Origin of the sequence: Solitalea longa, from assembly GCF_002920915.1 — a bacterium.
GTDB lineage: Bacteria > Bacteroidota > Bacteroidia > Sphingobacteriales > Sphingobacteriaceae > Solitalea > Solitalea longa.
Genome location: NZ_PQVF01000001.1, coordinates 291,313 through 305,235 on the forward strand (window position 1 = coordinate 291,313; position 13,923 = coordinate 305,235).

Genomic DNA, 13,923 nt, shown 5'->3' on the forward strand with positions numbered 1-13,923 from the left:
AACATTAAAGGGTTGGTGTTACAAATGTAATTTTTTCAAACATTAACATTCTTCTAAAATTGAATAAAAACGATAAGGTTTGAATTCATTTAAAGTTTTTTATAAATCATATCTTTCTATGGAAATGCAAGACCAAAATGGCAAGGAATACTTTCGTTCATTATTTACTACTTACCTCAGCATTGTGGTTCCAATGAGTTTTTTCATTGTTTATGCCCTTTATCATCCCGATTTCTTAATTAAAAAATCCCCATATAATGGATCATTTAATGTGTACATAGCTGCTATTTTTGGTGTTATAGCTATGTATCTCCAATTGTTTTGGTATCCTAAAAGGATATTGAAGGCCCAGTCATTGGAATCTATAATTGACAAGTTAAATAATTACCGCGGCGCATATTTAATGACGTTACTTGCTTTTCAGGTTACTGCTATGGCATTTATGCTTTCGTTTTTGTTTACAAAAAATATGATCCTTGAAGCTTGTTCTATTGGGATAAGCATTGTGGTGTTGATTATTTATCCATGTAAAGCTAAGGTTATTGCTTCGTTAAAGTTGAGTGAAAGTGAGATCGAATCGCTTGACGACCCTGAAGCAATAGTAGCTCAAGTTAAATCAAGTCGTTAATTGCACAGCAATGGCAATAATCCTTAATTTCTACCTGCTTTAACCTAATACTCTGCTATATTTGCATTTTTAAATTCTGACGATATTTTATGAGTGAAGAGAGATCGCTTAACTTTTTAGAGGAAATAATTGAAAAAGATTTAGCCGAAGGAACCCATGATGGGCGAGTGTTAACACGCTTTCCGCCTGAACCTAACGGATATTTACATATTGGTCATGCCAAATCTATTTGCTTAAATTTTGGTTTGGCAAATAAATACAATGGAAAAACCAATCTGCGTTTCGATGATACTAACCCTGTTACTGAGGATACTGAATACGTAGAAAGCATTAAGGAAGATGTAAAGTGGTTGGGCTTTAACTGGTCAGAGGAATTGTATACCTCCGACTATTTTGATAAGTTGTACGAATTTGCAGTAGCGCTTATTAAAAAAGGCTTAGCTTATGTTGATGATTCAACATCAGAAGAAATTGCTGCTCAAAAAGGCAATCCTACCGAACCGGGAACTCCAAGTCCGTATCGCAGCCGCAGTGTTGAAGAGAACTTGCAGTTGTTTGAAGACATGAGAGCAGGCAAATTTAAGGATGGTGAAAAGGTGCTTCGCGCTAAAATCGATCTGACTTCACCTAATATGCACATGCGCGATCCGATCATTTATCGTATTAAGCATGCTCATCATCATCGTACAGGCGATAAATGGTGCATTTATCCAATGTATGATTTCGCGCACGGTCAAAGTGATTCGATTGAAGAAATTACGCATTCAATTTGTACGCTGGAGTTTATTCCACATCGTCCGTTGTACGATTGGTGTATCGAAAAACTGGGAATCTTCCCTTCAAAGCAATATGAGTTTGCCCGTTTGAATATGAATTATACGGTGATGAGCAAGCGTAAATTATTGCAACTGGTAAACGAAAATTATGTTGAAGGTTGGGACGATCCACGCATGCCAACTATCAGTGGTTTACGTCGCCGTGGGTTTACACCTGCCTCCATCCGTGAGTTTTGTGAGCGTATTGGTATTCAAAAGCGTGAAAATGTCATTGATGTAAGTTTGCTTGAGTTCTGTATCCGTGAGGATCTGAATAAAACCTCATGGAGAAGAATGGCTGTTCTTGATCCGATAAAAATGGTTATTACTAATTATCCTGAGGGTGAAGTAGAAATGCTTGAGGGTGAAAATAACCCTGAGGTTGAAGGTGGCGACGGTTCTCGTATGTTGCCGTTCAGCAAGGAACTTTGGATTGAACGTGAAGATTTTATGGAAAATCCTCCAAAGAAATTCTTCCGTTTAGGGCCGGGCCTTTCAACCCGTTTGAAGCACGCCTATATTGTAACCTGCACTGATTTTGTAAAAGATGCCGAAGGAAATGTAACAGAGATTCATTGTACCTACGCCCCTGATTCAAAATCGGGGAATGACACCAGTGGTATTGCTGTAAAAGGAACAATTCATTGGGTAAGTGTTACGCATGCGAAAACTGCTGAAGTTCGACTGTATGAACGCTTGTTCAAAGTCGTGAATCCGGCAAGTGAAGAAGGTGATTTTAAAGAATACATTAACCCTGATAGTTTACAAATTATCAAAAAGGCTTATATCGAACCAGCTTTAGCTGAAGATTTCAATCCGGAACATCGTTTCCAGTTTATTCGTAAGGGATATTTTGTGATGGATAAGGATTCTTCACCAGAGCACTTGGTATTTAACCGCACCGTTACCCTGAAAGATTCATGGGCCAAAGAGGTTAAAAAGGGATAAAAAGGAAATTTAAGTATATTCAAAACGCCATCTGCATTTTAGTTGATGGCGTTTTTTATGAACTGTAAGTATTAACAAAGGCAATTGTATGAGAGAACGCTTGTCAACAGGGTATTATATAGGAAGAGGATTGGTTTACGCTTTTATTTTGTTCGTTTTACTTTCTGTACCTCCTCCTCATGGTACTTTTAAGTTCATCTTAATTCCATCTCACTGGGAATGGTTCACTGTTTTCCAGCGGATCATTCATTATGGGATTTGTTTCATTATCATTAAGTATTTTGAGCGTGCCCATAATCACGTTGAGTTTGATGAAAGTATTATGTATCTGGTGGATAGCAAGCATCTGATCGTAAATCATATTCCTTTAGAACGCATTACACGGATCGAGTTAACTTCCCGATCGCACCAAGGAGCAAATCCTTCTACTACTTTTGAGGTCTTTTATTTAGATGGAGATGGTTATGGAGATGTGTTTACCTTTAAAGCTTTACACGATAAAAAATTAAAGCGCTTCATTAAATTTATTGAAGCCAAAAACCCTGATTTCGAGTTTGTTAATAAAGATGTTGCTCATTAATGAAAGGTTGGGCGCTCATGAACATATAATCTTTTATCATAAATACTTATAATAGCATTTTCTATAATTTGAGGCTATGGTAAAAAGGTTGCTGCCATTTATTGCATTGTTTTTTACTCTCACCGGAATTTTGTTTCTACTCAATTTCTTAGGGTTGCAAACGCTGGCGGCTGTCAGGGCGTATGTTGGCGCCGAAAGCAGGTATTCAAAAGGTCAAAAAGAAGCTACTTATAACTTAAGCCTATATATTTCCACTCAAAACGAAATCTTTTTTCAAAAATTCAAAGAAAATATAGCACTTCCTCTAGGAGCCCAGGAGGCCCGTCTTGAACTTGAGAAAGATCAGTCGAACATGTACCTGGTGAGATCCGGTTTCATTAAAACAGGCATTCATCCTGCTGATATCCGAAACATGGTACTCCTTTTTAAATATGGACGGAACAGTCAACTGATGAAAAAACCGGTGGCCATTTGGATAGAAGCTGATGTCTATATTAATAAGCTGCATACCCTTGGCTACCATATTCACGAAGAAATAAAAACTAGGCAATTGTCCTTGGGCGATATCCATGAGTTTCAGGAAAAAAATCGTTTACTTGATGATCGTTTAACACTGCTTGAACAACAGTTTTCAGTTGAAATCAGCAATTCGATCAGAGAACTCAAGTCAAAAATACTGGTGATTACATTTATTGCCGGTTTGCTGCTTTTCGGTATCTGTGTTTGGCTAACGGCCATTTTCATAGCAAAACTAAAAGAGTCGGGTGAAAAATACCGTCGTTTATTCAGGGAGTCACTCGACATGGTTTTTATATCTTCTGTTAACGGCGAAATATTAAGTATCAATCAGGCTGGGCTAAATCTTTTGGGAGTAAGTTCAAGAGAAGAGATCAATCAGTTTCGAAATATTATCCCTTTTTATAAAGACAGTTCGGATCGTCTAATAATTAGGGAGGAAATAGCTCGGAAAGGCTTTGTAAAGGATTTTAAGGTTTCATTGGTTTCCAAAGATGGGCGACAACTACAATTGTTAGTGTCGGCCACTAGTATTAAAAACCGCAAGAATGATATTGTTGGGTATCGCGGAATTGTAAGGGACGTTACCGATAAACTGTATGCCGAAGAACAGCTGATACGTAAAAATGTAGAGCTTGAAAAAACAAATGCCGAGCTTGATAGATTGGTTTATACCACTTCACATGACCTTCGATCGCCTTTAAATTCTGTACTTGGTTTAATCGAATTGGCTAAAATGGAAACTTCGGAAAAGGAGCGAGCCCATTATTTCAGTTTAATGGAAAAAGCTATAAAAGGGCTCGATGGATTTGTGCTTGACATTATGAATTACTCTCGCAATAGTCGTTTGGAAATTTTGATTGAAGAAGTATGGTTTGACCGTTTGATTGATGACAGTATTGAAAGTTTTAAGTTTATTAAAAATGTCAATAGAATAAAGTTCACCAAAGTAATTAACCAAACCGAAGCGTTTAATTCTGATAAGAACCGGATAATAACCATTCTTAATAATTTGATCTACAATGCCATCAAATTTCATGAGTATAGTAGAAGAGAACCTTTTATTTATATAGAGGTTACCGTAAAGAATAATATGGCAACCATCAGGGTTAAAGATAATGGGCGCGGAATTGAAGAAAAGCATCAAACCAAAGTATTCGGCATGTTTTATAAAGGGCATCAGGCAGATTCGGGATCGGGGTTGGGGCTTTATATTGTAAAAGAAATGGTAACTAAGCTTAAGGGCAAAATAAGTTTATACTCCATCTTAGGTACAGGAACCGAGTTTGTTATTCAACTTCCAGAATTAAAAGATTATTCATCAGAGAGTTAGTTCAAAGTTATTACTTTTCCAAATACGGAGTAGTTCATAATAATTGCATTTAAGCTTATTTTAGGAATTCAAAAATACCCTTATGATCTGGAAGAGTGAATTCACCGTTGAACAAATAAATAACCGATACGGGCATAGGAAACATATCGGTTCATTGCTCGATATCAATTTTACCGAAATAGGCGATGATTTTATTAAAGCAACCATGCCGGTTGATGAACGTACGCATCAACCATATGGCATTTTGCACGGAGGAGCTTCAGTGGTTTTGGCTGAAACATTGGGAAGCGTAGCTTCAACTCTCTGTGTTGATACAACTAAATACGATTGTGTGGGATTAGAGGTGAATGCTAATCATCTACGGGCGGTACGTTCGGGATTGGTAACAGGCGTCTGTTCACCTATAAAACTTGGCGCCTCGGTTCATGTTTGGGAAATTAAAATTTATAATGAGCAGGGTAAGATGAATTGCTTAAGCCGGCTAACGGTTATGGTAATATCAAAAGGAAAGGTATAAAAATGAAAAGACCCGGAAGCGTTTCCAGGTCTTTTTCATTTATTAAATAAACTTAGTTCTTAATAAACCGATTGTTGCTCTGTTTGTTTTTCACTTTGAATTTCTTTTTTAGTGCGGTTGTATGAAGTTATCAAACCGAAACCGCCTCCGATAAAGATTAATCCAAAATAAACTGCTGGCATTGCCTCTTCATCCATATTTACAAAAACGTATTGTGTTAAAATCAGGGCTAAGAGTAGACCGGTTCCCACACCAATAAATAACAATCCCCATTTTAATGCTCCTGCCGGATTTGTATTTTTCTTGCGGGTGCCAGGGTCCATTCCTCTTTCTATCATCGCCATTCTCTCTTTATTTTCAAGATATCTCAAGCCAAAGACCATTAAAAATGCGCCCAGAGAGATCAGAATCGGAACTAATATACCTTCCATAATGTTTATATTTTAATTAGTAGTTTAACATTTTTTAATTATCTCAAATCATTATTGCAAGTGATTTGAATACTATGACTACCTGATTAAATGATAGGTTACACCCTTGGATTAAAATATTTTAGGCATTGTGTCAGTGGAAGTTGTAACACCCAGTACTGTTTTGGTATATAAACTAAGTAATATTAACTAGCGATAAATAATGTAATTTAGTGCTTAGATGTAACCAATTAGGGCTGCACAGCGTCATAACCTTCAATGATAAAGCAATTATCGGATATTGAGCTTATAGAACATGCATTAAATGGAAATCAAGGGGCATACGTCGACCTGTTGAACAGGCATCAACGTTATGCCTTTACCCTTGCCTTGCGCTTTGTAAAAAATCGTGAAGATGCGGAAGAGGTGGCACAGGATAGTTTCTTAAAAGCTTTTCGTTCATTGGCTTCTTTTCAGCGTACATCAAAATTTACCACTTGGTTGTATTCAATTGTATATACATCTGCAATGAGTAAATTAAGGAAAGGAAAACTGGATACGTCTTCGCTCGACGATGATGAACATCCTATAATTGTGGAAGATGCTTCGGGTGATGATGCCAGCAGTGGCATTGAGTTTAAGGTTAGAGGCGAATATCTAAAAAAAGCAATTGATCAGCTTTTACCAGATGATGCCACCATTATTACCTTGTTTTATTTGCATGAGCAATCGCTTGAAGAAATTGCTACGGTAATAAATATGCCGGCCAATACCGTAAAGGTAAAGCTGCATAGGGCCCGGCAACGACTAAGAACTCAATTGGAGCTCTTATTAAAAGATGAAGTAAAGGAATTATTATAACATACTGCCTATCTTTGCGTTTGCAAGGTGAGGTAGTAAATAGAAAGGATTGAATATGAATCGGATCACAGAAGAACAACTTTGGGACTTAGCTGATGGACTTATTCCAGAAGCAGAAGCCGCCGAACTGATACGTTCTATTTCGATGAACCCCAAACTAAAACAAAAGTTTGAGGAGATCAAAGCGATTAACGCGTCTTTAGCTTCGACGGAACTTGAAACTCCTTCGCCTGCTTTTACAGCTAATGTAATGACCAAATGGCGCGCGGAATTAGCGCCCCCCGTTTCGGCATTAAAAACATTAGTGAATCGGAAGATCATTTACGGAGTGGCAGCCATATTTGCATTTTTAATTGTTGGCTTGCTGTTTTTTGCTATCGGAAATGCTCCTGCTGAGCCTTCAACTCAGTATGTTGCGGCTAGCAACCAGGTACAGGGTGTTGTAAACTCACAAGTTGATTCCTTGTTAGGTAACCGCAGTTTCTGGTTTGGCTTTTTTATTATCGATGCCGTATTACTGTTGATTTTTGTCGATAAGCTGCTTAGCAGAAACAGATTATTGAGCGTGTTGCATGAATAAGATTATCAAACTATCCTTTCTTTTAGGTATCGGTTTCTGTCTGTTACCTTCGGCATGTGTAAAGGAAGGCGACGAGGATGGCAGGTATAAATTATTGTCACGTACCTGGATAGAAACAAAGATCCTGACAAACGGACAATCGGCAGTAGCTCCCGGGCGCCAACATATCTTCTTTTCCAACTTAAAGTATCGAAGAATTTGCGCGGTTAATGAAAACTGTATTCCGGCACCTGATGGAGATTGGAGTTTATTAACTGACAGCACATTGCAAACGGTTTTTAATACCGAGATCAATATCTACATTATTAGAAAGCTCGATAATGCTAACCTTTGGTTGGAATATAAGTCGGGTAAAAATAAGATACAGCTGCAAATGCAGTCTCGATAAATAGAAAAGCCCTCGGTTTAAATCGAGGGCTTTTTTATGGCCTCTTTAATTTTTAATTCTGAAATTTTATTGGAAGTTCTACATAGCAGTTATCCCAGCCCATTACCATTTTGGCTCCGCTGCTATTATCATCTTTAAATAGAATTGTAAATACCTCAATTGGATTGGCGGGAGTTTTTACCGGTACATCTATTCTTATTACATCTTTCGATTTATCATAAAAATAAGCACCCCATTTATCATTTACCGAGTTAAGGATCACAGTCCATTTATCTTTATTTGGAATGGTAAACAATGAGTATTCTCCTGCAGTAATCACCTTGTTGCCAATCTTCACGTCTTTATAAAACTTAACCTCGGTCGATTCATTTGCACCCGTTCTCCAAACAGTTCCATAATCCTGCAGCTTGCCAAATATTTCGCGACCATTTTTTTGAGGACGCGAGTAAATTACACGGGCTATCGGACTTTTAGTAATGTCTCTTTCAAAAGCCGCACGCGCTGGGTAATAAACAATATCAGCCGGACTTTTATCAATTGGAATTATTTGAATGCTGTCTTTCGTTTGAGCAATTGAGCTCGATGTAAAGGCAACAAAAGCCATAATCGCAAGGCTAAACTTTTTCATCATTAGGGTATATTATTATTTAAAACTAGTAATTAAATGCACTTTGAACGTTTTAGAAGAATTAATGTTTTAGTTCTTCTTCAAATAATTTAAATATTCTTTTGTACTCATCGGTCCAGCTGCTGGGCTCCACAAATCCATGGTCTTCCATCGGATAAACCGCCAATTCCCAATTGTTTTTACCCAGTTCGATCAGGCGCTGTGAAAGACGTACAATGTCCTGGAAATGAACGTTTACATCAACCATTCCATGACACATTAACAACCGGCCTTTAAGCCCATTGGCAAAATAAATCGGAGAACTTTGTTTATAAGCAATGCTGTCCGTTATCGGCGAGTTTAAGATATTAGAGGTATATCCATGATTGTAATGCGCCCAATCCGTTACCGACCGCAAAGCGGCACCAGCTTTGAAAACATCGGGCTGTGTGAACATCGCCATCAAGGTCATAAATCCTCCATATGAACCGCCATAAATACCAATTGCTTTGGCGTTTACATTGTATTTTTCAACAAGCAGTTTTGCGCCGTCAAGCTGATCGTTCAGATCGGCACCTCCCATATGGCGGTAAATATTGGTGCGGCAGTTACGACCATATCCCGAGCTAGCCTGATAATCGATATCCAGTACGGTATAACCTTTATCGGCAAGGAAATTATGGAACATGTATTCCCTGAAATAATTACTCCACCAGTAGTGCGCATTTTGCAAATATCCTGCCCCATGCACAAAAATTACAGCCGGTTTGTTAGAATGTGGCTTTTCCGGTTGATAAAGGCGAGCATAAACTACATTGCCCGAACGGTTTACAAAACTGATCACTTCCGGCTCTCTCCACTTATAAGAATTAAATTCTTCAGAAACTGAATTGGTGATTTGTAGAGCTGCTGCCCCGCTTTTGTTTTCTTGCAGATATAATTCCCAAGGCTTGTTGCTATAAGAATAGCGTATGGCCAGCCATTTTTCATCAGGCGAAAGCTTAATGTCATTCGCACCTTTCATAGAAGTTAAACGCTCCAAAGGTCCTCCTGTAACGGCAAGCCTATAAAAATCTTTGGTTCCAGGGTGCTCCTTGTTAGCCGTAATATAAAAACTGCGCTTGTCGGAAGCTAATTGAACTGATTGAACTTCCCAATTGCCCGAAGTAAGCTGCTGCTTTTTGCCTGTAGTAAAGTTGTAGGAGTATAGATGAGAATAGCCAGATACTTCGCTTTGGTAGTAAATCGATGAATTGTCTATCCAACCGATGTTTTCATTGTACATATCTACGCCAGGACCTCCAACCCAGGCTTCGTCACGCTGGCGATCAATTAGTTTTAGCTTACCGGTTGTCGCATCCAAACTAAAAATCCAGCGGTCTTTGTTGTCGGCAGAATAAACTGAAACGATTGCATTTTTGCCATCTTCACTCCAAAAAGGAGCCCGGAATACAACTTGACGGGCCTCTTTATTTTTTTCTTTGGATTTCTTCTCTGTAGTGTAGTTTTTTAAGTAGTCTGGAAGGTCATAAATTCCAGGGATTTGAAGCGTGGAGACTTCATAAACCGTATCACGTTCCTTATTATAAACAAAAAAATCACTGCTGGTTTGTATACCGCCAACCTTCGCTCGCGTTGGGATTTCCTCGGTATAACCCGATTCTGTTACATAGGTTGGTACAACAGTGTTTCGGTCATCGCCACCGGTAGTAAGATTGTATGTTATTATTTGTCCATTCGGACTTGATTTAAGGTCATCAACAGTTCGGCCTTCGAGATAAATTTCTTTTAATCGCTTTGGCTGGTCCCGTTTTCTTGCCTTTGATGTTTCCTCTTTCTGTGCTTTACGTTGTTTTAGAATTTCAAATTCAGCTAGCTGCTGGTTCTTGAGCCATTGATCCTGCTCATTCAGGCGGCCTTCTTTTATTTTGGTTCCCTTTTGAAAATTGGTTAGTTGCGCAAGCATTCCATTTGAAATAGAAAGGCTGAACAAATTATCGCCTTTTCTGAAGATTACCTTGTCTTCTTCGCCAGAAAATGAAGGAAATAATTCTTGATCAACGGTATAGGTTAGCTGTCGAAGCATGCCTGTTTTAAGGTCCTGCAAAAATAGGTCTCCAAATTTTTCATAGAGCTTTATGGAGTGGGCCTTGTTATAAACGGCATTTTGTGCCAGGTTTTGTCTTTGGGCAGAAATTACTTTAATAACCTGTTTATTGTCAGTAGAAACCGTGTAAAGTGAATCACTTTTATTCTTGTCGGGGTTCCAGTTAAAGTAAACATTTTTACTGTCATCACTCCAAAATAAGGCTGAAGGTGAAACGCCGATCCATTTTGGGTCGCGCATGATTTTTTCAACACTTAAGGAATCTAGTTTTTGAGCCGAGGCATTGAGATAAAAAAAAACGAAAGGAGCGACAAGGTACAGTTTCTTCATTATGTTTCAGGATGTTATTACTTTGCAAGATAATAAGTGCATTTGAGCATTTTTAACTCCAACATGATTGATACATAAAAAGAGAGATGCCCGTTTGAACTATCAAACGGGCATCTCTCTTTATCAACTCCTTGAAGAATTATTTCTGTTTTGCTGCTTCTTGTTTCAGCTTATCATTTGCAACAATATAGAATTCAACCCTGCGGTTTTGAGTACGACCATCAACCGTTTTGTTATCGGCAATTGGTGTAGTTTCACCCATGCCTTGCGACATTAAACGGTTGGCTTGAACACCGATTGATATAGCGTAATGCATCACAGCTTCCGCACGTTTTTGCGAAAGAGTCATATTGTAAGCATCTTCTCCTGTATTATCGGTATGGCCCTGGATCTGAACATAGGTGTCAGGATATTTATTAATGATCTCGGCTAGCTGTTTCACGGCATTCTTTGAGGCATCTTTTAAATCATATTTATTCACATCAAAAAGAACCTTCGAGTCAAAAGTTACTTTTAAGGCTTCGCCATTATTGATTTCTTCAACTTTTGCATTGGGTACAGTTTCCTGAATTTCTTTTTTCTGCTTATCCATGTACTTGCCAATGTAAGCGCCACTTACACCACCAACAGCGCCGCCAATTAATGCGCCAATCGCTGTATTTCCTGCTGCGTGACCAATTAATGCGCCAATTGCTGCTCCTGAACCCGCGCCAATCGCTGCTCCTTTTTGAGTTCCGGTCATGTTTTTACAAGCGGGCATAATACTCGCAATAGTTAAAAGCGCTGCTAATAATAGTGCTTTAATTTTCATAAGATTAAATTTTAGCTTTGTTTAATATACGAACAATTTTTTGCCGGACATCTGAAATTCCGGCCCAACTTTAGAAGTTATTCGTCCGCAAAATTCCGCATTTTATCACTTAGAAATTTCATCTTATCGTAAAAAAAGTCTTTTAATTATGTTTAGTCGTACATTGGGTTATGATTCAGAAGGATATGAATAATGATAAGGAATGCACAACTTGGCTGGAGTATAACTTGAAATATTCAAAAATAGGGATATATGTTGCCTTTGGAATCTGTGGACTTAATTATTTTCGAGACTTTGAACTTTCCTGGCAAACCATCTTTGCAACATTCTTATTTTCAATAACCATATCTCTTACTATCACCAATATCATTCATTTGTCGCATCGATTGTTTAATAGAAATCACGAAAGAACTATTAAACAAGTTATTGTTGATTTTGCATTGATGGGATTAGGAATTATAATAGCTACCGAGATTTGCTTTGGCGTATTATATCTTGGTTTTGATAAATGGTTTACTCTTCAGGAACAACTGCCTTCGTTGGCATTTAATTTATTTGCAGGTTTTATAATTGGCGGGTTCAGGCAAATTATTGACCTGCAAAAAGAGAATTATGAATTCAAACTTAAAGAAAGTGAATATCAGGTAACTAAGTTACATGAGCTAAAAACACGAGCCGAGTTGGAGGCTCTTCAGTCGAAAATAAACCCTCATTTCTTGTACAACTCATTAAATTCAATTGCCTCCTTAATTCACCAGGATGCTAACAAAGCCGAGGAAATGGTGTTAAAGCTTTCCAAACTGTTTCGTTATGCGATCAATACTAACGATGAGAGCTACACAACACTGGCTTATGAGCTGGATATTGTTAAAACCTATCTCGATATTGAAAGTATCCGATTGGGAGACAGGTTGCAAACAAACTTTGTGATTGATGAAACATTAAGACATGAAAAAATACCACGCTTCTTGCTTCAACCATTGGTAGAAAATTCAATTAAGCACGGCATTTCTAAGATCACTCAAAATGGAGCCATTGAAGTTGGTGCCACTTCAGTTAATAATGAAGGATTAAAGATTTGGGTGGCTGATAATGGTCCGGATTTTCCACTGGATTGGAATCCTGGATATGGACTGCAGAATACTTTTGACAAGTTAAAACTACTTTACAATGATAATTATGAATTGAATATTATCATGGCCCCACAGAAAAGAATTCAGATTATTATTCCGAAATTCGTTTTCAAAACTTAGTATATGAAATTCATCAACCGCTTTTCGCTGCATCTACACTATAAATTGCCTTACCTGAACTGGTATAATTCCATTTTCCCTGAAGAAGCTTTTGCTTCCCTTGAAGAAATCAATGAGACCGAGAAAACAACTTATTTGATTCCGGTTTTTGACGAAGACAGTGAAATAGAAGAGTATTTGGAGGAAAACTTCGAGCAGTTTTTTATTGATGAGCTTTTTGGTGTTTCCATGGCCCAGGAAACCTGGCCACAGGACATTACCATTGAAATGTTTTACGAATGGTTTGATGTTGACGTTACCCCAATGGTGGTAGACTATGGAGATGAAGAATTGATTGATGATGAGTCTGAAGGTTTTTCTGATTTTTGGGACGAGGATGAAGATGAGAATGAGGAGAATAAGAATAACCAGGCAGGGGATGATTCAGAAGATAATATCCGTCAGCTACCTAAACGTCCTTCTAATTAATGCCCTTATTTAATACCATTATCATTGATGATGAACCTTTAGCCAGAAATCGGTTAAAAAGGTTACTCAGTACTTATGAACAGGTGTTTTTCATTGAGGCTGAAGCAGCCAATGGTGAAGAGGGTCGCCAGCTTATTGAAGAACTTAAGCCCGACTTGGTTTTCCTTGACATTGAAATGCCCGTTTTAAACGGCTTTGAAATGTTAGGAATGCTTTCTTTTATCCCTTTAATTGTTTTTACTACCGCATTTGACCAATATGCCATTAAGGCTTTCGAAGAAAATTCAATTGATTATTTGCTTAAACCCGTTGAAGCAGAAAGGGTGGAATTAACTGTAGCCAAGTTGCAGAAGGTAAATATTCATTCTGCAAACACTAACCCAGCAAAGCTGCTTGATCTATTTGAGAAGCTGCAGACCAAAAAAGAGCTAAAGGCGTTACCCGTTAAAATAGGTGATAGGTTTTTGTTAGTGAAGACCTCCGAAATAAGTCATATTGAGGCTGATGATAAATATGTTTCCCTAAAAACATTAAAAGGAGATTCCTATTTAACCGATTATACACTTTCTTCTTTGGAAAGCAAATTACCTGAAAGCTTTCTCCGTGTTCATAGAGGATGTATTATCAATGCTGAAAATATGAAAGAGGTGCGAAAAGGGTTTAATGGAGCCTTAATAGCCATTATGAATGACATTAATGGCTCCAAAATTTCAACCAGCAGAAGTTATACTGATAATCTGAAGCGGATTTTAGAGATCTAGGTTAAATTCT

Annotated in this window: 15 protein-coding genes; 11 read left to right on the plus strand and 4 right to left on the minus strand. The window is 37.9% G+C overall.

The window, feature by feature from the left end; translation table 11 throughout:
* Positions 1–118 precede the first annotated feature (118 nt).
* The 5 genes from C3K47_RS01375 (at position 119) to C3K47_RS01395 (ending at position 5,337) form a co-directional block, all read left to right on the plus strand.
* Positions 119–628: a hypothetical protein gene (locus C3K47_RS01375; RefSeq protein ID WP_103787277.1), complete on the plus strand. Its 510-nt coding sequence runs from the start codon at positions 119–121 to the stop codon at positions 626–628.
* Positions 629–717: 89 nt separating this feature from the next.
* Complete coding sequence (locus tag C3K47_RS01380; protein ID WP_103787278.1) at positions 718–2,391, plus strand: glutamine--tRNA ligase/YqeY domain fusion protein; 1,674 nt, start codon at positions 718–720, stop codon at positions 2,389–2,391.
* A gap of 88 nt (positions 2,392–2,479) precedes the next feature.
* Positions 2,480–2,971 carry a hypothetical protein gene (locus C3K47_RS01385; protein WP_103787279.1) on the plus strand — a complete coding sequence of 164 codons (492 nt, stop codon included), beginning with the start codon at positions 2,480–2,482 and terminating at the stop codon, positions 2,969–2,971.
* Between the two features lie 76 nt (positions 2,972–3,047).
* Positions 3,048–4,820, plus strand: coding sequence for a PAS domain-containing sensor histidine kinase (locus C3K47_RS01390; protein ID WP_103787280.1), 1,773 nt, complete (start codon positions 3,048–3,050; stop codon positions 4,818–4,820).
* 82 nt (positions 4,821–4,902) lie between these two features.
* Positions 4,903–5,337 (plus strand): hotdog fold thioesterase, encoded by a 435-nt coding sequence (locus C3K47_RS01395; protein ID WP_103787281.1) that lies wholly within the window; start codon positions 4,903–4,905, stop codon positions 5,335–5,337.
* Between the two features lie 59 nt (positions 5,338–5,396).
* Here C3K47_RS01395 and C3K47_RS01400 read toward each other — a convergent pair whose 3' ends face one another.
* Positions 5,397–5,768, minus strand: coding sequence for a DUF6249 domain-containing protein (locus C3K47_RS01400; protein ID WP_103787282.1), 372 nt, complete (start codon positions 5,766–5,768; stop codon positions 5,397–5,399).
* Between the two features lie 258 nt (positions 5,769–6,026).
* On the opposite strand from C3K47_RS01400, the gene C3K47_RS01405 reads away from it, so the two are divergent.
* The 3 genes from C3K47_RS01405 to C3K47_RS01415 are packed head-to-tail and all read left to right on the plus strand — an operon-like array spanning position 6,027 to position 7,576.
* Positions 6,027–6,608, plus strand: coding sequence for an RNA polymerase sigma factor (locus tag C3K47_RS01405; protein ID WP_103787283.1), 582 nt, complete (start codon positions 6,027–6,029; stop codon positions 6,606–6,608).
* A gap of 55 nt (positions 6,609–6,663) precedes the next feature.
* The gene (locus tag C3K47_RS01410) at positions 6,664–7,188 is read left to right on the plus strand and encodes an anti-sigma factor (protein ID WP_103787284.1); all 525 of its coding nucleotides are present in this window, start codon (positions 6,664–6,666) and stop codon (positions 7,186–7,188) included.
* Positions 7,181–7,576: a hypothetical protein gene (locus C3K47_RS01415; protein WP_103787285.1), complete on the plus strand. Its 396-nt coding sequence runs from the start codon at positions 7,181–7,183 to the stop codon at positions 7,574–7,576. The genes C3K47_RS01410 and C3K47_RS01415 overlap by 8 nt, the downstream gene beginning before the upstream one ends.
* A gap of 52 nt (positions 7,577–7,628) precedes the next feature.
* On the opposite strand, the gene C3K47_RS01420 is transcribed toward C3K47_RS01415, so the two are convergent.
* The 3 genes from C3K47_RS01420 to C3K47_RS01430 form a co-directional block, all read right to left on the minus strand.
* Positions 7,629–8,207 carry a DUF2911 domain-containing protein gene (locus C3K47_RS01420; protein ID WP_243392476.1) on the minus strand — a complete coding sequence of 193 codons (579 nt, stop codon included), beginning with the start codon at positions 8,205–8,207 and terminating at the stop codon, positions 7,629–7,631.
* Positions 8,208–8,265: 58 nt separating this feature from the next.
* Positions 8,266–10,620: a S9 family peptidase gene (locus tag C3K47_RS01425; protein ID WP_103787287.1), complete on the minus strand. Its 2,355-nt coding sequence runs from the start codon at positions 10,618–10,620 to the stop codon at positions 8,266–8,268.
* A gap of 139 nt (positions 10,621–10,759) precedes the next feature.
* Entirely contained in the window at positions 10,760–11,431 is a 672-nt protein-coding gene (locus C3K47_RS01430) for an OmpA family protein (protein ID WP_103787288.1), read from the minus strand.
* A 170-nt stretch (positions 11,432–11,601) separates the two neighbouring features.
* On the opposite strand from C3K47_RS01430, the gene C3K47_RS01435 reads away from it, so the two are divergent.
* Genes C3K47_RS01435 through C3K47_RS01445 form a run of 3 tightly spaced genes read left to right on the plus strand, consistent with a single transcriptional unit; the run spans position 11,602 to position 13,913 of the window.
* Positions 11,602–12,684 (plus strand): sensor histidine kinase, encoded by a 1,083-nt coding sequence (locus tag C3K47_RS01435; protein WP_103787289.1) that lies wholly within the window; start codon positions 11,602–11,604, stop codon positions 12,682–12,684.
* Between the two features lie 3 nt (positions 12,685–12,687).
* Positions 12,688–13,152 carry a hypothetical protein gene (locus C3K47_RS01440; RefSeq protein ID WP_103787290.1) on the plus strand — a complete coding sequence of 155 codons (465 nt, stop codon included), beginning with the start codon at positions 12,688–12,690 and terminating at the stop codon, positions 13,150–13,152.
* Positions 13,152–13,913, plus strand: coding sequence for a LytR/AlgR family response regulator transcription factor (locus tag C3K47_RS01445; RefSeq protein ID WP_103787291.1), 762 nt, complete (start codon positions 13,152–13,154; stop codon positions 13,911–13,913). The genes C3K47_RS01440 and C3K47_RS01445 overlap by 1 nt, the downstream gene beginning before the upstream one ends.
* Positions 13,914–13,923: the final 10 nt, after the last annotated feature.

Excerpts from the sequence above, each read along its gene's own strand:
- C3K47_RS01415 (WP_103787285.1), top strand. The coding sequence starts at position 7,181 with ATGAATAAGATTATCAAACTATCCTTTCTTTTAGGTATCGGTTTCTGT.
- C3K47_RS01430 (WP_103787288.1), bottom strand. The coding sequence starts at position 11,431 with ATGAAAATTAAAGCACTATTATTAGCAGCGCTTTTAACTATTGCGAGT.
- C3K47_RS01420 (WP_243392476.1), bottom strand. The coding sequence starts at position 8,207 with ATGATGAAAAAGTTTAGCCTTGCGATTATGGCTTTTGTTGCCTTTACA.
- C3K47_RS01380 (WP_103787278.1), top strand. The coding sequence starts at position 718 with ATGAGTGAAGAGAGATCGCTTAACTTTTTAGAGGAAATAATTGAAAAA.
- C3K47_RS01440 (WP_103787290.1), top strand. The coding sequence starts at position 12,688 with ATGAAATTCATCAACCGCTTTTCGCTGCATCTACACTATAAATTGCCT.
- C3K47_RS01395 (WP_103787281.1), top strand. The coding sequence starts at position 4,903 with ATGATCTGGAAGAGTGAATTCACCGTTGAACAAATAAATAACCGATAC.
- C3K47_RS01435 (WP_103787289.1), top strand. The coding sequence starts at position 11,602 with ATGATTCAGAAGGATATGAATAATGATAAGGAATGCACAACTTGGCTG.
- C3K47_RS01445 (WP_103787291.1), top strand. The coding sequence starts at position 13,152 with ATGCCCTTATTTAATACCATTATCATTGATGATGAACCTTTAGCCAGA.
- C3K47_RS01405 (WP_103787283.1), top strand. The coding sequence starts at position 6,027 with ATGATAAAGCAATTATCGGATATTGAGCTTATAGAACATGCATTAAAT.
- C3K47_RS01385 (WP_103787279.1), top strand. The coding sequence starts at position 2,480 with ATGAGAGAACGCTTGTCAACAGGGTATTATATAGGAAGAGGATTGGTT.
- C3K47_RS01375 (WP_103787277.1), top strand. The coding sequence starts at position 119 with ATGGAAATGCAAGACCAAAATGGCAAGGAATACTTTCGTTCATTATTT.
- C3K47_RS01390 (WP_103787280.1), top strand. The coding sequence starts at position 3,048 with ATGGTAAAAAGGTTGCTGCCATTTATTGCATTGTTTTTTACTCTCACC.
- C3K47_RS01410 (WP_103787284.1), top strand. The coding sequence starts at position 6,664 with ATGAATCGGATCACAGAAGAACAACTTTGGGACTTAGCTGATGGACTT.
- C3K47_RS01400 (WP_103787282.1), bottom strand. The coding sequence starts at position 5,768 with ATGGAAGGTATATTAGTTCCGATTCTGATCTCTCTGGGCGCATTTTTA.
- C3K47_RS01425 (WP_103787287.1), bottom strand. The coding sequence starts at position 10,620 with ATGAAGAAACTGTACCTTGTCGCTCCTTTCGTTTTTTTTTATCTCAAT.